Annotated in this window: 17 protein-coding genes; 10 read left to right on the top strand and 7 right to left on the bottom strand. The window is 43.6% G+C overall.

Annotation, left to right across the window (positions count from 1 at the left end; genetic code table 11):
- Positions 1 to 47: 47 nt before the first annotated feature.
- Positions 48 to 1,628, top strand: a complete 1,581-nt coding sequence (locus FKN93_RS13735; RefSeq protein ID WP_170905328.1) for an RluA family pseudouridine synthase — start codon at positions 48 to 50, stop codon at positions 1,626 to 1,628.
- On the opposite strand, the gene FKN93_RS13740 is transcribed toward FKN93_RS13735, so the two are convergent.
- On the bottom strand, positions 1,629 to 2,084 hold the full coding sequence (locus tag FKN93_RS13740) for a polymer-forming cytoskeletal protein (RefSeq protein ID WP_072670865.1): 456 nt from the start codon (positions 2,082 to 2,084) through the stop codon (positions 1,629 to 1,631).
- The gene (locus tag FKN93_RS13745; RefSeq protein ID WP_158145231.1) at positions 1,988 to 2,935 is read right to left on the bottom strand and encodes a M23 family metallopeptidase; all 948 of its coding nucleotides are present in this window, start codon (positions 2,933 to 2,935) and stop codon (positions 1,988 to 1,990) included. The genes FKN93_RS13740 and FKN93_RS13745 overlap by 97 nt, the downstream gene beginning before the upstream one ends.
- A 791-nt stretch (positions 2,936 to 3,726) precedes the next feature.
- On the opposite strand from FKN93_RS13745, the gene FKN93_RS13750 reads away from it, so the two are divergent.
- The 5 genes from FKN93_RS13750 to FKN93_RS13770 all read left to right on the top strand — a co-directional run bounded on the left by FKN93_RS13750 (position 3,727) and on the right by FKN93_RS13770 (position 9,434).
- Positions 3,727 to 5,676, top strand: a complete 1,950-nt coding sequence (locus FKN93_RS13750; protein ID WP_170905320.1) for a PTS mannitol transporter subunit IICBA — start codon at positions 3,727 to 3,729, stop codon at positions 5,674 to 5,676.
- Positions 5,677 to 5,774: 98 nt separating this feature from the next.
- On the top strand, positions 5,775 to 6,923 hold the full coding sequence (locus FKN93_RS13755; RefSeq protein ID WP_158145233.1) for a mannitol-1-phosphate 5-dehydrogenase: 1,149 nt from the start codon (positions 5,775 to 5,777) through the stop codon (positions 6,921 to 6,923).
- A gap of 59 nt (positions 6,924 to 6,982) precedes the next feature.
- Entirely contained in the window at positions 6,983 to 7,513 is a 531-nt protein-coding gene (locus tag FKN93_RS13760) for an MltR family transcriptional regulator (RefSeq protein WP_004396869.1), read from the top strand.
- A 151-nt stretch (positions 7,514 to 7,664) separates the two neighbouring features.
- Positions 7,665 to 8,600, top strand: a complete 936-nt coding sequence (locus FKN93_RS13765) for a Gfo/Idh/MocA family oxidoreductase (protein ID WP_170905329.1) — start codon at positions 7,665 to 7,667, stop codon at positions 8,598 to 8,600.
- 45 nt (positions 8,601 to 8,645) lie between these two features.
- Positions 8,646 to 9,434: a potassium channel family protein gene (locus FKN93_RS13770; RefSeq protein WP_170905321.1), complete on the top strand. Its 789-nt coding sequence runs from the start codon at positions 8,646 to 8,648 to the stop codon at positions 9,432 to 9,434.
- A gap of 79 nt (positions 9,435 to 9,513) precedes the next feature.
- On the opposite strand, the gene FKN93_RS13775 is transcribed toward FKN93_RS13770, so the two are convergent.
- Positions 9,514 to 10,080, bottom strand: a complete 567-nt coding sequence (locus tag FKN93_RS13775) for a phosphoribosyl-AMP cyclohydrolase (protein WP_040905221.1) — start codon at positions 10,078 to 10,080, stop codon at positions 9,514 to 9,516.
- Between the two features lie 161 nt (positions 10,081 to 10,241).
- On the opposite strand from FKN93_RS13775, the gene FKN93_RS13780 reads away from it, so the two are divergent.
- Together FKN93_RS13780 and FKN93_RS13785 are read left to right on the top strand one after the other, a co-directional pair.
- Positions 10,242 to 11,831, top strand: a complete 1,590-nt coding sequence (locus FKN93_RS13780) for a HAMP domain-containing sensor histidine kinase (RefSeq protein ID WP_170905322.1) — start codon at positions 10,242 to 10,244, stop codon at positions 11,829 to 11,831.
- Between the two features lies 1 nt (position 11,832).
- Positions 11,833 to 12,510 carry a response regulator transcription factor gene (locus tag FKN93_RS13785; RefSeq protein ID WP_170905323.1) on the top strand — a complete coding sequence of 226 codons (678 nt, stop codon included), beginning with the start codon at positions 11,833 to 11,835 and terminating at the stop codon, positions 12,508 to 12,510.
- 57 nt (positions 12,511 to 12,567) lie between these two features.
- On the opposite strand, the gene FKN93_RS13790 is transcribed toward FKN93_RS13785, so the two are convergent.
- From FKN93_RS13790 to FKN93_RS13800, 3 genes are all read right to left on the bottom strand, one after another.
- Positions 12,568 to 13,581, bottom strand: a complete 1,014-nt coding sequence (locus FKN93_RS13790) for a lipoate--protein ligase (RefSeq protein ID WP_170905324.1) — start codon at positions 13,579 to 13,581, stop codon at positions 12,568 to 12,570.
- An 80-nt stretch (positions 13,582 to 13,661) separates the two neighbouring features.
- Positions 13,662 to 14,246 (bottom strand): glutathione S-transferase family protein, encoded by a 585-nt coding sequence (locus FKN93_RS13795; protein ID WP_170905325.1) that lies wholly within the window; start codon positions 14,244 to 14,246, stop codon positions 13,662 to 13,664.
- Positions 14,240 to 15,421 carry a YbfB/YjiJ family MFS transporter gene (locus FKN93_RS13800; protein ID WP_158137165.1) on the bottom strand — a complete coding sequence of 394 codons (1,182 nt, stop codon included), beginning with the start codon at positions 15,419 to 15,421 and terminating at the stop codon, positions 14,240 to 14,242. Before FKN93_RS13800 ends, FKN93_RS13795 begins: the two co-directional genes overlap by 7 nt.
- A 257-nt stretch (positions 15,422 to 15,678) precedes the next feature.
- On the opposite strand from FKN93_RS13800, the gene FKN93_RS13805 reads away from it, so the two are divergent.
- Positions 15,679 to 15,909: a VF530 family protein gene (locus tag FKN93_RS13805; protein ID WP_083797782.1), complete on the top strand. Its 231-nt coding sequence runs from the start codon at positions 15,679 to 15,681 to the stop codon at positions 15,907 to 15,909.
- A 211-nt stretch (positions 15,910 to 16,120) separates the two neighbouring features.
- Here FKN93_RS13805 and FKN93_RS13810 read toward each other — a convergent pair whose 3' ends face one another.
- Entirely contained in the window at positions 16,121 to 17,035 is a 915-nt protein-coding gene (locus FKN93_RS13810; RefSeq protein WP_170905326.1) for a VirK/YbjX family protein, read from the bottom strand.
- Between the two features lie 344 nt (positions 17,036 to 17,379).
- On the opposite strand from FKN93_RS13810, the gene FKN93_RS13815 reads away from it, so the two are divergent.
- Entirely contained in the window at positions 17,380 to 17,889 is a 510-nt protein-coding gene (locus tag FKN93_RS13815) for a hypothetical protein (protein WP_212755180.1), read from the top strand.
- Positions 17,890 to 17,974 lie beyond the last annotated feature (85 nt).

The following is a 17,974-nucleotide window of genomic DNA, read 5'->3' on the forward strand; positions in this document are numbered from 1 at the left end:
CGAGCGCAGTAAACTCTCCCTTGTTTTTAACCACCGTTGTCTTCACTATGCCTGCCGATTGCTTTACCCCATTTATCACTGACATTACTAATATCTCATTACCTGAACGCTTCACTTATCCGTTTTGTTATCAGCCACATCCTTTAGCGCTGATTGCCGCCAAACAGTTACAAACTCATCTAACAACACAAAATGATTGGGTCCACCCTTTTGGCATTGAACAACAAAGTGACGGTCACGGAAAAATGTTTGGCGTTTTAGTGGTGAAAAATGCTCAACAGCAATTGGGATATCTCGCTGCGTTTTCTGGTCAGCTCGCCGAGCAAGATCACCTTCCCGGCTTCGTGCCTCCAGTGTTTGATCGTTTTACGCAGACGGAATTTTTTAGCGCAGAAGCCAACCATATCGCCGAAATAAATCAGCAAATTAAGCAGCTAATGAACTCGGAGCCGCGCAATGCTCTCATCGAGGCTTTACAGACCTGCCAAGCAACAAAAGCGGAACAACAAGCGCTGTTCAACCAACTTGCTCAGCAAAGCGTGCAAGAAAAATGGCAATTAAAACAGCTTAAGCTTGAATGGCAGCAAAAAATCGCCGCGTTAGATGAAGAACTTAACCAGCTCAATCAGACCATCACAACGCTTAAACAAGAGCGTAAGCAACGTTCAGCGCGCTTACAATATCAGCTCTTTTCTCATTATTTTTTTCTCAATCAGTACGGAGAGAAAATAAACCTTAATGCTATTTTTGCCGAGTGTGCCAACCCCGTTCCTCCAGCAGGAGCTGGGGAATGCGCGGCACCGAAATTACTGCATTATGCTTTTCAGCACCAATTAACCCCGATTGCCTTAGCGGAATTTTGGTGGGGTAGCTCACCGAAATCGGAGATCCGCCAGCACGGTAAGTTTTATCCTGCATGCCAAAGTAAGTGCCAACCGATTTTGGCACACATGCTCAAAGGTATGCCGTTAGAGGATAATCCCTTATTAGTGAATCCTGCCGAGGGAAAACAAATTGAGATCGTCTACCAAGATGAGGCGATAGTCGTTATCAACAAACCTGCTGAGTTTTTATCTGTGCCGGGAGTGAACATCAAAGATTCCGCTTTCACCCGCTTAGCAGAGCAATTTCCTAACTGTGAAGGTCCGTTTGTCTTGCATCGCTTAGATATGTCGACATCCGGGCTATTAGTCTTTGCCCTAACGCGTCGCGCGAATAAATCGCTGCAAAAGCAATTCATCACTCGGCAAATTGACAAGCAGTATGTGGCTCTATTATCCGGTGAACTTGAGCACGATAGCGGTGACATCGCGCTGCCTCTGGCCTCGGACCTAGACGATAGACCTAGACAAAAGGTCTGCTTTGAGACGGGAAAATCGGCGCAGACACGGTGGGAAAAGGTAGCGATTGAACAAGGCCAAACCCGAGTAAATTTATACCCTCATACGGGACGAACCCATCAGTTGCGCGTCCACTGCGCTCATCCTGATGGATTGGGTTTTCCTATCGTTGGTGATGATCTGTATGGGCAAGCCGCTGAAAGACTGTGTCTACATGCTCAGAAGTTAAGCTTTTATCATCCCTATCATCATCAAAAAATGACCTTTGAAGTGCCAGCAGACTTTTGATTACAGACTTGAGCCTTTGGTCGCGGGTTTTATCTCTTTGTGGATTTTCGTGTTTTTGGTTTCCTTGGCGTCAACTGCATCGACTAATTGAGTGACGTTTTCACCTGCAGCAGGGTGAGTCATGCCATTAAAACGTCCACCTTGTTCAATACTCAAATCGTCAGTATACAGAGTGCCATTAACCACCCCTTTACTTAAAATCTCGATTTTGTCGGCGTGACAAGTGCCTTCAAATGCACCGTTAATGATCACATGTTGCGCAAAAATATCACCATTTACCGCGCCACTTTCACTAACCACAATCGTCTTAATAACATGCAGTTGTCCATCGACAAGACCATCGATTTGAATATTGTCTTCTAACCGGAGTTGTCCGCTAATTGAACAGCCTTTTGCGATGAGAGTTGTAGCTGCGCGCTGACTCTGAGTTCGACTTTGTTTACTAAAGATTCCCATCGAATACCTCTTACTTGACTAAATAAACTTTCAAAATCATTAATTCCCCAATCGACAAAAGGTTTGGGATCTAATGGTCGACCAACAAAACGCACTTCATAATGTAGATGAGGCCCAGAAGAGAGACCGGTATTACCCGAATAAGCAATCAGATCGCCCTTTTGTACAAAATCGCCACTTTTCACCGCAAACTTTTGTAAGTGCGAATAAGAGCTTGAAAAACCATAAGCATGTTGTAAGCGTAAAAAGTTACCCGAACCTTGATTACTCGCCCGAGTGACTTCCACCACCCCATCGGCTGGCGCGTAGACAGGAGTACCGATATTAACCGCAAAGTCTTGCCCGCGATGAAAAAGTACCTTACCCGTTACAGGATGAGTTCGCTTACCGTATCCTGACGAAATTCGAGCTTCATGAACAGGAGCACCACTGGGGATTTGGGTTAACATCACCATTCTGACCGAAGAGGTAATCGCAGCCGTGTCTAAACGAGATTCTAATTCCGCGCCACTGTCTTCTACCCCTAAGACTTTTTCGAGATCGCCTAATCGATCGGCAACCAACTGCATTTTTTCTTCACGCTCTTGTAAATCATGTTCTAGATTATTTTTTAGTTCTTGCAGTGAAGATAGCTCGCCCAGTAATGAAGAAGATTGATTCTCTAATTCTTGCTGCTTTAATTTGGCAAAATCCACTTCACTGGACAAGTAATAAATCACTCCGCCAATGGTGAGCAACGCAGCTAAAGCAGTATAACCCACTGTTTTTAAAACATGCCGATACCACTTACCTAAATGGAAGTGTCGCGTGCCGTGGATAGATGAAACAGAAACGATAACCTTTTCTTTCATTGATTCTATTAATACTAAGGTGGAATTCTTGGATTCTAGCAGGTAACCCGCAATGACTAAACGTTTTGCTTGATTGGGCTATACTAGGTTAAGCAGCTTCTGACATGGATCTCTTTTTTATTTTTATAATAAGTAGCGATAAATTACCTCTCTGTCTGACATTGATATCCCGAAACAACTTGAGATTGCCAATCAACATCAAACGAATCCATCCACCATAAGCATAGATAAAGAGCCAATGAATGTCGCTGTAACTGTATGCAAAGGTGGCAGGCGATACTACCCCTCTTCATCACTCAGTAACATCAGATGAGAAAACAATTGGTGAAGGAATATTCTGATAATGCATCCTCACACCATTTCGTCAAACTGTACTTAAATTACAGAAATCATTTAAACATCGTCAATTATTTAGTTTTTTAATAATAGGCAAAAATCAGCACGATACTTAGATCACACAATTATTCAAACAAATCAATCATTGTTACTTAATTGAGATATAGATCACCATATGAGACAAACAGAAATCACCCAATTTGATACATGGCGCAACTAAAATAAGTTGACAAAATAAAAACAAAGAAGATGTAAATTAATTACACAGCAAAATGGTGAAGAGAATCACGTAATGAGCACAGCTAAAAGACAGTTATAGCGTGATAGATCACAAAAAACCCGTTGTCAGCTCTAACGTAAAATTGTGTGATAGATTGATTGGGTACTAAGCAACCAACGGTTTTAGACGAACCGTTATCACACTACTTCTTTAGAACATCGAACGGGGAACGGATATGTTATCACCAGATGCTAAGGTCAAGATACAAAATTTTGGCCGTTTCTTATCAAACATGGTTATGCCCAATATTGGTGCGTTTATCGCTTGGGGCTTTATTACCGCACTTTTTATTCCTACAGGTTGGTTACCCAATGAAACATTAGCTTCTTTAGTTGGCCCGATGATCACCTACTTGCTGCCTCTGCTGATCGGTTATACCGGGGGTAAGTTAATCGGTGGTGAACGAGGTGCCGTTGTCGGTGCAATAACCACCATGGGGGTTATCGTCGGTACGGACATTCCTATGTTTATGGGCGCAATGATCGTCGGGCCAATGGGCGGCTGGGCCATCAAATACTTTGATAAACGTGTTGATGGCAAGATTAAAAGCGGCTTCGAAATGTTAGTGAACAATTTCTCTGCTGGTATTATCGGTATGATCTGCGCCGTCATCGCCTTTTATTTAATCGGCCCTTTTGTCAAAGTGCTATCGGATGTTTTAGCGGCTGGCGTTAACTTTTTGGTCGCAGCACACCTACTTCCATTAACATCCATTTTCGTCGAACCTGCGAAAATTCTATTTCTTAACAATGCCATTAATCACGGTATTTTCTCTCCACTTGGCATTCAACAAGCCAGCGAAACAGGGCAATCCATTTTCTTCCTGATTGAGGCTAACCCAGGACCGGGATTAGGTATCTTATTAGCCTATATGGTGTTTGGTAAAGGGACCGCTCGTCAAACCGCTGGTGGGGCAACGATTATTCACTTTTTCGGTGGTATCCATGAGATTTACTTCCCTTACATACTGATGAATCCTCGCTTGATCTTAGCCGCGATTGCTGGAGGAATGACTGGAATCTTTACCTTAACGCTATTCAATGCAGGCATTGTCTCTCCTGCCTCACCAGGTTCTATTTTTGCCATTTTATTAATGACCAATAAAGCATCCATGCTTGGTGTGATCTGCTCTATTTTTGCCGCGGCTGCCGTCTCCTTCATTGTTGCTGCCATTCTCATGAAAGCTCAGCATTCAACCGATGAAGAGGGCGATCAAGATTCACTCGCCAAAGCTACTGCGCAAATGAACACGTTAAAATCCACAACAGCAGAACAAGCTAAACCGTCGCCAGCTAAGCATGATCTCAAACTAAACCATATCAAAAACATCATTGTGGCCTGTGATGCAGGGATGGGATCAAGCGCGATGGGGGCCAGTTTATTGCGTAAGAAAGCCCAAGCAGCAGGCTTAAACATCACCATCACAAATCTGGCGATCAATAACTTGCCACAAGATGTGGATATTGTGATCACCCATAAAGATCTCACTGACAGAGCACGTAAACACGCTCCTAATGCCCAGCATCTATCACTCACCAATTTTCTTGATAGCGACATGTATAACCAATTAGTCATCCAACTGCTGGCCGCCACACATCCCAAAGCAGCCAATGACAGTTGTCTCATTAAAGCACCGTTAGTCGCCGCTAATGATGAATATTTTGACCCTCAGCAGCCTTCCATTTTTAGCTTACAGAAAGACAATATCTACCTAGGTTTAACCGCAAGCCATAAAGAGGAAGCCATTCGCTTTGCTGGTAATAAGCTAGTAGAACTTGGCTACGTGTACCCGGAATATGTTGATGCGATGCTTGCTAGAGAACAATTAGTCTCGACCTACTTAGGTGAATCGATCGCGGTTCCTCACGGCACAATTGAAGCCAAAGATCGAGTCATCAAAACGGGTATTGTCATTTGTCAGTACCCATCCGGAGTCCAATTTAGCGACGATGAAAACGATATCGCCAAATTAGTGATCGGTATTGCCGCCAAAAATGATGACCATATTCAAGTCATTACTGCCATTACCAATGCCCTTGATGATCCAGAGGCCATCAACACCCTGACCTCGACCAATAACATCAAAGAGATCTTGGCAATTTTGAACAATGCCCAAGCGGCCTAATTGCCTTTGCTCTTGAGGCAAACGAGGCCAGCATCCCCCGTAATTTATGCTGACCTCACCCCAATCTTTGTCAGTCACTATTTGGTAGGTAATGAATTATGAAAAATGCAGTACATTTTGGTGCCGGTAATATTGGCCGTGGTTTTATTGGAAAACTACTCGCCGATGCGCACATTCAAGTCACATTCGCCGATGTTAATGAACCCTTAGTGGATCAACTTAGTCATCAACAACAGTATAAAGTTAAGATTGTCGGTCATGACTGTCAGATTGATACCGTTACTAAGGTAACCGCCGTTAACTCCGCGAGCCATGAGCTCATTGAACGAATGGTTAACACCGATTTAGTCACCACGGCTGTCGGTCCCGCCGTATTGGATATGATTGCAAAAACCATCGCCAAAGGGATTGAAGCGCGTTTTGCGGCCGGTAATCAACAACCTCTTAATATTATCGCTTGTGAAAATATGGTACGAGGCACTAGCCACTTAAAAACCGAGGTGTTTAAGTATTTATCCTCTGATCTCCAAGCCAAAGCTGAACAATATATTGGATTTGTTGACTCAGCCGTCGATCGAATTGTCCCTCCCGCCGAAGCCGCCAACGATGATCCACTTGACGTCACGGTTGAAAGCTTCAGTGAATGGATTGTCGATGAGCAGCAGTTTAAAGGCGAAATTCCTTGTATCAAGGGCATGGAAACCACCCAAAATCTGATGGCTTTTATCGAAAGGAAACTGTTTACCCTCAATACCGGACACTGTATTACCGCTTACTTGGGCTGTTTGAAAGGACACCATACCATTCGTCAAGCCATTGAAGACCCAGAGATACGCGCCGAGGTCAAACAAGCGATGCAAGAGAGTGGAGAAGTGCTCATCCAGCGTTATGGGTTTGATCGCACAATGCATCATGCGTACATCGAAAAAATCTTATCGCGTTTTGCAAATCCTTACTTAGTCGATGAAGTGGATCGCGTTGGACGTCAACCTCTACGAAAATTAGGGCCGAATGATAGATTAATCAAGCCATTACTCGGTACAATAGAGTACGGCACAGATAATACAACCTTACTGAAAGGGATTGCCGCCGCCCTAAAATATACCAACCGTAACGATCCGCAATCCATTGAATTGCAAGCTTCACTCAAAGAACGCGGGATCCCAAAAACGCTGGCACATTATTCAGGCTTAAAAGAAAACAGTGTCGAAGTACAAAAAATTGAAGCAATTTATCATCAGCTTTAACGTGACACTAAGATGGGAAGGACACCGCCTTCCCATCTCAACCTTAAATTAGATAGTATATGGCACAGAAAATTGACGAAATCGATATTTTAGAACAACTGAACAACGCCCCCTCTGTGCGTGGCTTTTTTATCACAACCGTTGACATATTAACCCAAGCGGTTGATGCACTGATGCAGCGTATTTTTCGCAAAGATAATTTTGCGGTGCAATCGGTTGTTGGGCCATTATTAGACGACACTGGACCACTTGGTAACCTTTCTGTTCGCTTAAAGCTCTTATATGGCCTAGGCGTGGTGACCGATGACACTTATCATGATATCGAAGCTATCATCAAACTGCGTAATCAATTGAATAGTGATGCCATGGAGTACAGCTTTACCGATCCTAAAGTGATTCACGCCATAAAAGCATTAAATCTTGTCCAAAACAGAGGGTTGTTACCCGTGACGATGGTTGATCCTGACGGCGACATCGATCTCGACTTCTATCACTTACAACTACAGCGCCAACAACAAGTGATCCGCTCTGGACTTTCTTTAGCGATTATTGAGGTTTGCAATGAGTTAAATAAAGAGAGCCCGTTCTAAATCATTATGGCCTATTGTATGACTCGTTCTCGGATTTATCTTAGGAATGACAAAGATCGTCTTCCCAATTTCTCGGCAATACACTTACCGATTTTTAGAGCAAGTGTTAGTCTTGATCTCATTGTGAAGCGAACCAGTTTAGATAACGATGATCAAAATAGGCATTATTGGCTTGGGGGATATCGCCCAAAAAGCTTACTTACCCGTGATAACCCAACGTCCCGAGGTTGAACTGGTCTTTTGCACTCGAAATCAGCACACTCTTGCGCATTTAGCCGCTCAATATCGGATTACTAAAACCTGTACCCAATATCAAGATCTGCTCAAATTCCAAGTCGATGCCGTGATGATCCACGCGGCAACGGCCGCTCATCCTGAGATTGCGGCTTTTTTCTTACGTCATGGTATCGCCACATTTGTCGATAAACCATTAGCAAACAGCGCGGCTGATTGCGAACAATTGTACGCATTGGCTGAACAATACCAACAACCGCTTTATGTCGGGTTTAATCGTCGCCATCTTCCTCTATTAAATCAACATTTGGTCGGAGTACAGCAAGGCTTAGGAGACGACTTACTCGGCTTACGCTGGGAGAAAAATCGCCATGCTTTACCTGGTGATATTCGTACCTTCTTGTTTGATGACTTCATCCATCCATTAGACAGCATCAATCTCTACGCTAAAGCGGATTTGCAAGACGCTTACATCACCCATCAAATGGCCGGCAAACAGTTAGCGCGAATCGATATTCAATGGCAACATGGAGCCACTTTGTTGCATGCTTCAATGAATCGACAATGTGGCATTACGAGTGAATCTATTAGTGCGCAGTTCGTTAATCAAAGTTATCAATTTCACTCTTTTTCTGAAGGTATACACTGGCAGAATAATCAGCAGCAACGACTGGCTTCGCCAGATTGGACACCGATGCTGACCAACAAAGGATTTAGCGCGATGATCGATGAATGGCTCAGGGTGATACAACAAGGAAAGCTCGCCCACTCGATCATTGAGCGCAACCTCGCTAGCCACCAATTAGCCGAAGCACTCTGCGCGCGTATCACTCAATTAACCGATAGCATCTAAACGCAGACAACCTTTTATCAAACCACGCACAATGACATTAGAATTATGAACCTAAAACAACGCGCAAAATTACTGGCCGCCTTCGAGAGCAAAACCGAAGTGCCAATGCTTATCTTATCGCTCATTTATGTACTATTGGCTTTAATACCCGATGTCGCTCAGCTAGACCAAGAAGAACGCCACTTTATCAATCAATTGATTTGGTTAGTGTGGGGCGTTTTCGCCACTGAATTAGCCATTAAAATTTTGCTCAGCCAACAGCGTGGCCGCTATTTAATGCAAAATTGGCCTGATGTCTTGATTGTTGCGATGCCATTCCTAAGACCATTACGTTTTATACGTATTCTGTTTATTTTACCGAGAACCTGGCGGCAAACCAAAGCGGTCTTACGGCAAAAAACCCTCAGTTTTATTGGCTTAACCAGCTTATTAACCGTGATGCTAAGTTCAGCGTTTGTCTATTTGGTGGAGAGAGGCAGCGACAGTCCAATTGAAGATTATAGTGATGCGCTTTGGTGGGCAATGACCACCATTACCACCGTAGGCTATGGCGATATGTATCCAGTGACCGCTTTTGGCCGCGGCGTTGCGGTGTTTCTCATGTTAACGGGCATCACCCTCTTTGGTTTATTAACCGCGAGCGTGGCCTCTTTCTTTGTCGATGATAATCACCAACAGCGCCTAGATTCACAGCATCAACATAGTCATAGAACATGCAGTCAGCAACCTCGCTCCCAATTTCATCTCGCTCGGTTTCGTCAGCAGTTAAAGGAAAAACATCATAGTCATAGTCATAGTCATAGTCATAGTCATAGTCATAGTAAACGCCAATAATAGTGTATTCAATCGCTCAGATAGAAAAAGCCGGTCGCATCGCCACCGGCTCTGTATCGAAGCTTAATGGTATTAAGCCTTAAGGTTGATAAGGTAAAGAAGAGTGGTGCAAGACGATACGAAGTTGACCTTGCTCATCTTTCTTAAAGGCCCAGCTTTTATCCACCATCGTGGTTTGCCCTTGCTTATCAACCAATATGACATTGCCCATGGTCAAGGCTAAATCACCATTAATATAAACCGCAGCATTTTCAAAACGGTATTCCTTCCAACCTTTTAAAGCAAAGCCAGAGTCTTGCGCATAATCACTATTGCCACCGACAAAATAGGCTAACGCTCCAGCCACATCGGTACGAAAAGTTTGCTGACCACTGGCGAGCGTCGGTTTGAAAAGTACCGCGCCTTGTTGGTAACCATAAGCTTGATCCAACACTTGGCTGGCTAACGTTTTTGCCGCCGCATGGCCTTGTTTTTCATACGTTTGGCTGATATTGATTAATGCCTCGCCCCATGCCTGTTGAGCATTGAGCACTTCTTGATGGGTAATATTATTATTCACAACCGGCGAAGAAGCCTGAGCTGCCCACGGTAACACGCTGGATAATAATAGTGCTGAAATAGAAAGTGTTTTATGGATGCGTTGCATAGTCTCTGCCTTACTGGTTTAGGTAATTTGAGTGACTACTGTAACGCGCTTCAATGAACCTAAACCCTGCGCGAATATTAACCTAAGATGAACATGGTTTACCGTGAGTGCATAAATCGCTTACTCTGCAGTTATTGACGCTATGCTGTGAGGAAATGGCTGTGTTTCGCTATCAATTATCGTTTGTATTGGCACTTTTACTGTCGCTGATTTTGGCTCAGGCAGGAGCGGCTTATTGGTCAAATCAGGTCGCTAATGAGCATATTCAGCGTGGACAAATTTCTAGCCAAATTTTGCAAAACTTCATGCAACTGAGTACCGAAAAACAACAATTGAAGATCTGGCTTGCCGAATATCTATTGATAAAAGATGGCAGTACCTTAAAACGCGACCTACGCTTTGCCAAAATTGAAGATTTACTGGAAAAGCTCAATCAACTCACCGAACAAGCTCAGCAACAGAGTTTAACTCAGCAAGACTTTGCGGAGATCACTCAGCAAATTAAAGTCATCTCTTTATTTGAAACCAACTTCGCCAGTTTAAAACAGGCGCTACGCTCATGGGAAATCGCTAAAATCACCGATGATGATGAACGCTGGCTGCTACTTAGCCAATCCTTTGATCAAGTAGATAACACCGATCTTCGCCAGTTACTCAATCAAGCGATCAGTGTGCAACAACAGCGTACTGCTCGTTATGAAAGTGCAGCGATGAGCGCGTTATCGAACGTGAGAAGCGTGATCATCAGTCTCGCCGTGATTGGCGTGATTTTAGGTGGATTACTCGGTGGTTGGCTACTGAGAACCTTATCAAAACCATTGGCGGAATTGGTCAAAAGCACTACCGCGTTAGAGCAAGGTCAACTGGATCACCGAATTGCCATCAGTGGCCCTTATGAGCTAAAAACCCTCGCTCGCCACTTCAACTATATGGCACAAAGCCTAGAGCAAGCTCAGCAACAGGAAATGGCTTCGCGCCAGCTGATTGAAAAAGAAGTGACCGCACGCACCCAAGAACTCGCTCAAGCACTGCAAACCCTAGAAAAAGCCAAACATCAGCAAAAAGAGTTTTTTGCCAACGTCAGCCACGAGCTACGTACCCCTGCGACAGCGATTTTAGGCGAAGCGCAAATCACCCTACGCAGTCGTCACAATAGTGACGACGAGTATCGGCAAACTTTACAACGTATTAACGAGTCAGCGATGCATTTATCTTACCGAATTGATGATCTATTAATGCTGATCCGCCAAGATGAACAATTATTTCAGCCGACTCTCACCGCGATGACACTTGAGGCGATTTGGCAAGCGGTTGGGCGGCAAGCGAACTTACTCGCCAATTCGCAACAAGTTATCGTTGAGTCGACTCATCCAGCACAAGCCAATTGGCAAACGCTGATTTGCTATACCGACTTAGATAAACTATTAATGATTATCCGTATTATTGTTGATAACGCATTACGTTATGACCCGAAAAAACAGCCACTTACACTAACGTTAATGCTCGAACCCAACCAAGTATTGTTTCAGCTCAGCGATCAAGGTATTGGTATCGCTAGCGATGACCTTGAGCGTATTTTTGAACGCTATTTTCGCGCTAACAATGGCAAACAATATCGTCCTGACGGACTCGGTATAGGCTTAACCTTAGCTCAGAGCATGGCTAAACAATTAAATGGCGAGATCAAGATCGCTAGCCAGCTTAATCAAGGTAGCCAAGTGACCCTTAGCTTTCCACTGGAAGAGGTTTAGGATGCGCATTTTATTAATTGAAGATGATCCTAGAATCGCAAGTTTTATCGAACGAGGCTTAAAAGCAGAAGGTCATCAGATCCAACACCTGAATGATGGCCAATACGCAGTAGAAACGGTCATCAGCTATGAACCTGATCTGCTGATTTTAGATCGCATGCTACCTCATTGTGATGGACTGACCATCTGCCAACAAATTCGCTCGGCAGGCATTGATGTCCGCATCTTAATGCTCTCTGCCCTAGGCGATGTCGATGAACGAGTCAAAGGCTTGCGTACCGGCGCAGACGATTATCTTGCTAAGCCATTCCATTTTGAAGAGTTACTGGCTCGTTTAGATGCGCTACAGCGACGTCACTCTGAATCCAGTCCATTACCCACACTACAAGTCGCAGATTTAGTACTCTGTTTGCCAACAATGCAGGTCACACGAGACAATCAACCCATTGAGTTGACCGCCAAAGAGTTGTCAATTTTGGAATTATTGATGAATAAACCTGGGCATATTTTTAGTCGCGAGCGAATTCTGGCTAACGTTTGGGGAATGCATCAAGATCCATTAACCAATGTGGTCGATGTTTACATGCGCCGATTACGCAAAAAAATTGACGACCCTTTCACCGCCCCGCTGCTCAAAACCAAACGCGGCATGGGGTATTATCTACAAGCTACCCAGTAAACATGGCTGGCTCAATTTGATTTTGTCACAAGAGGGTATGGTTCACTCAGTCAATACTCAACAAGCAGTCATTATCCATGCTGACAACGCTTTCAGCTCCTTTGCATACTCTGAGTGTGGCTGTGCTAATTGCTCAATGCACAAAGCAATAGCACAGCGATCATAGGGTATATGAGTCATTTTTTGTGCTAATCGCTCCATCGGGTAAGGATCGAGCATATCACTGAAAATCGTCGCTTGCTGAATCACTCCTTGCTCAACATCGAGAAAGATTTCTACTCCTCCCCATGTAAAACGCTCATCCAAATGATGAGTAAAAGGTGGGGTTTGGCCAAAGTTCCAATCCCAACTGCTTTGTTTCGAAAACTTGTCTTCAAAACCAGGCAAATCAGTAAACTGTTCAGGAGAAATGTACTCAACTTGGGCATCTTGTTGGTAATGCTGTAAATAAGCGTGGATGATCGCATCGCATACTTGCTGGTGGTCAATATCCGCTTTAACGCTATTAAGGTTAATCACACGAGACTTAACCGAAGTAATCCCTTTCGCCTGCAGTTTTTTGGGATCAGGGTTAAGGTAATCCGCTAAGCGGCTCATGTCCGCACTCAAGAGTAAAGTGCCGTGATGAAAGCCGCGATCAAGCGTTTCTCGATAAGCTGAGCCAGAGAATTTGCGCACCCCGTCTTCATCTTGCAGCACCAAATCATTACGTCCATTGGCCACGCCGTGAATACCCAGTTGTTGTAATCCCGCTAATACAATCTGCGTCGACACCTGTTTATCGTACTCAGGTTTGCCCGCCATAAAAGTAAAATTAGTATTGCCCAAATCATGAAAAACCGCGCCACCACCCGTCTGTCGGCGCGCCAGTTTCACTCCATCGTGTTCCATGCGCTCAGTTCGGCACTCTCGCCATGGATTTTGCGCTCGTCCAATAACGACAGTATCGGCATTGCGCCACAAAAACAGGATACGCTGATCGGCGGGCATCGAGCGGAAAATCGTATCTTCAACCGCTAAGTTAAACCAAGGATTGGTTGATTCAGAAATAAGAATACGGGTACGAGTCATGTCTACTTCACATTGATATTGAACAAACCGTTATCGTACTGAGCATGACTCAAGATAGCGAGCAGAAATCCGTGGGCTCACTAGGAAAATTGAGTTTGTTGAAAACTGGGGCGCTGTGTGATTTGTGCGTACCAGCTTGCTAACTGTGGATAAGAGCGTTGCCAATTCAGCTTACTCAAACGAAAATCGAGATAAGCTAATCCTACTGCAATCGAACAATGGGCAGTGGTGAATGGTTTGTTAGCAAACGGTAAGCATTGACTTTCAAGCTGAGTCAACATTCTCTGTATGGCATGCTGACGACGCAAAGCCAATTCACCTCCATCGGGCTCACCATATTTATTGGCGATCACCGTCTGAAAAGCGCTATCCATTAATGCTTGACCTAGACCTAACCATTGCATCACTTGCTCATCATCATCCATTCTCGGCGCACAAGGAGAGTGAATATCCAAGTATTGCAGGATAAGTAAGGTTTCACTCAAGGCAACACCTGCGTCCGTGATTAACACGGGAACTTTTGCCGCTGGGTTAACCTGCAAAAGTGTATCCGGTGAAGCCCACGGATCGACCATGGCTAAATTTAACGGAATTTGTTTTTCTAGTGCACAAATGCGCACTAACCGCGCATAAGGGGAAGTGGCATTTAAATAAAGCGTTAACATGACTGTTTCACCGATTTTGATCGAAAAAATGGGCTTGCCCAGATACAAAGCAAACCGAATAACATTAATAGTGCCGCCGTGATAAATAGCGGGGCGTACTCACCTACTTTCTGATAATAAAAGGACATGCCCCAACCCGATAATGCTTGTAATAAAGCAAAACCAGCCGTTGCCCTACCCCAATAATATTGATGTCGTGTCGTGCCAACTAACTCAGCAATTCGGCCTGCGGTTAACGCGACAATACCTGGTGTCAATGCTCCGACGATGAAAGCTGAACAAAACAGTAACACTGGCATCGCGGTCAGCACTGGCAAAAAAATGGCGAACGCTTTGAGTGCGTAAGCAACCCAGAGCGCTCTGTGCCAAGATAATTGCGATACCAACCATTTGGCAATCAATGGCCCGCTAAGACAGCCACCGCCAAACGCAAACCACAACCATAACGCTTGTGGTTGCGTGAAGTTCCGCTCACGAACCAAATAATCAACCCAAAAAATGGTGTGCGGAATAAAACCGGCGGCATCAAGCGCATAAGCCGCAATCACTAACCAAACAGCGCCAGTGGCAAAAGACGATGAAGGTTCCGAGGATAAAGATGGGTGAGATATAGCAGGCAGTTGCCGTAAGCCGAATATCATCACAGCACTAATACACAAAGAGAGACTACCGATAGCTAACCAGGTTATCGAAAGACTAAAACGAAGTAGGAGCGGGATAATCGCAGAAGAAAGTACTACACCTAAACCTATGCCCATGAAGATCATAGTCATAACCGCATTGCGATAATTTTTATGGCTATGCAGCAAAGCGAATGCTGGGCCAATGACCATTAAATGTCCACCAGCAACACCAGCAAGAACACGCCAACCAGCAACCCACAGATAGTGGATAGGCAAAAAACAGACAAAATAACTAACACTGACCACCAAAGCAGCAACGGTCAATAATAAGCGATCTCCGACCTGCTGCGCTAAACGATGAGCACTCAAGGCTCCAATCAAATAGCCCAGTAAATTCAAGCTACCGAGGTAACTGGTCTCAACGACCGAAAACCACCCCTCGCTCGATAACATCGGTATTAAAGGGGTAAATGCAAAGCGAGATAAGCCGATGCCAATCAGCGTCGAACTCATACCAACCATCAATACTAATAAGGTATTCGTTGATCGCATATTAAAGCTCATTCAGCCATTTAATGTTCACTCTGCTCATCGATTCCTTGACTCATGAGTTGATTTGGCCGGTCAGCAATGATGGTTCGATATAATCTATGCTAAACGCCATAAGTAGAAAGTAACCACAAAAAGAAACCATAAGCTAACAAATAACCAACAAATTGGCATCTTGATGATGCAAAGATCTGCCCTACTGCACATTTATTACTAAGCACGCTATACTTGGCAGCTCAATCATCATTTATGCTATTTTTATGCACACAAACGATCCGCATGCGCAGCCGCATAATCCTTTACACGGCCTAACCTTAGAAAAAATTCTGACTCAATTGGTAGAACATTATGGCTGGCAAGGATTAGCGCAACGAATTAGCCTAAACTGTTTTAAAAGCGATCCGTCAATCAAATCTTCCTTGAAGTTTTTACGTCGTACAGAATGGGCAAGAAGTAAGGTGGAAAATCTCTATATTGAGACCTTTCATTAAACCATATACCCAAACAACTTGGAGTTGCAGGCAGGCGAAAAGTGAGTGAGTCCCCATGCACATAGATAGGCTATGTGATTGGATGAACGAACGTAGCCAATACCGCTGCAGCTTCAAATAGGAAGGGGATAGATTAAATAAAGGGCTGAGCAGCCCTTTATCTACTATAGACGTGACATTATGAAAGGATATTGTTGTACAATTTGAATAATTAACAGCTCAATTGCTTAAGTCGCTCACCAATAGCTAACTCTAACTCATCTAACCATTGATAACGTTTGGTATACAGGCGACGTTTATTACGGTTTAAGGTCTCGATCTCTTTACGTGCTGGCATCATCGCAACGCGATACCTATAACGACTGATTTTCTCTGCCTCATATTCTGTCCATAGCTCATCATAATCAAAACTGACTTTATTACGCTTAGAACCAATATAACGCAGCGCTTGGTAAATATGGCCGCGATTAGAAATCGCATAACAGCGCTCAACACCCAACTGACGAGATACTAATAAGGCTAACTCAACCATTAATGCTTTCGTCCGTAAGCCGTGTACTGTACGCGTTAAATCTTTAATGATTTGCTGACGATTTTCAATCTTTTCACTTGGACCTTGCAAAGCTCCAATATACACCGTTTTACCGTGATCAGAAAAATGAAAGCTAATCGAATAAATCGTAGTCCCCGCTTGATTCACTAAGCTTAAACCAATCGATCCCTCACGACTGGCTCCTCGGTTTAAACGGATATCATAGGCTTCGCCATTTTTATCTTCGATAGATAATAAGCTCACACCTTGATCAGACATGATCTCCGTACAACGCTCACCAAAACGCTCAGCGACAAATAAAAAATGCTGCTCAAGGAACTCCACTCTTTGCATTAGCGATAAATCAACACAGAGGTAGGGTTTAAGTGGTCTTTCTAATAGCTGTGGATTGTCATTCAGCACCTTAGCGAGAATAGGCTGCTCAACCAGTGATAACATCCGCCGCACAGCTTGGGGATGCAGCAACGCCCACAAACGAAAACGCCAGTTCTTACGAATACGATCCCAGCCTTTGCTCTCTGGATAAATTTTTGCTGCCCATTCGGGTAGATCGCTTTGGATATTAGTCAACATAGTATTGATTACTCACACTTCGTCAGTGGTGGGATAAATCACTCACCAGAGTAAATAGACATAGAGCGCAATTATACAGCGTTTTATTGCTTCATACTCGGTAACTAATGTATGGGATTGTATGGAAAAATAATCCTTATTATACAATGGCTTAAAAATAATCCCCCCAATAAAAAACCATCAAAAAGACGGAAAATGACCCAATCCTCATATTAATCAAAATAACCAAGACAGAAGGTGACATATGCAGACAGTCATTGGTTCAGGTTTTAGGTAGACTCCATTCATAAGATATTTTTATCTTCATTTCATCTCTGTAGTTAAAGAATAAGAATAGGCTCAACATGTTACAGATTGCTTTACTACTTTTAGGTTCCGACTTTGTTAAAAAACACTCACTTTACCTATGGCTTTTCGGAATTCTGTGGGTGATGACTGGTGCCTTTATCTTTTTTGATGGATTGAATCAACAGCTATTATTCCCTAAAAATACCTTTGGTCTTATTCTATTATTTGAAAGCTTAATGACCTTAAGCATTGCTCTATGCAGCATAAAAAATAAAAACCACTTACTATTATGTAAGGGAATTGTTTTTTTATTTTTCTCCTATATTTTATTAATGAATAATGGATACAGTAACGAAATTATCTCAGCGATTTTTGTTCTCGCTTATTTTATTACCGGATCCTTTGCTATGGCTTCTGCTTGGATCGTCCGATTCTATCGATGGAAAATTACTCTTGCATGGGGAATATTCCAAATGTTGTTTTCATTTTTTATTTTAACTCATCATCAATCGACACTATCTTTTTTTGTAAGCGTTCACCGAGGTATCTTGACTTACCATGCCTGAAGAAGCATGTGCAGTTTATAGATCAAAAACGTTCGGGTACGGTTTCTTCTCAACGACTGACGTGATGATTTCACTCAGAACTGAC

Source organism: Vibrio sp. A8-1 (genome assembly GCF_013048685.1).
Lineage (GTDB): Bacteria > Pseudomonadota > Gammaproteobacteria > Enterobacterales > Vibrionaceae > Vibrio > Vibrio metschnikovii.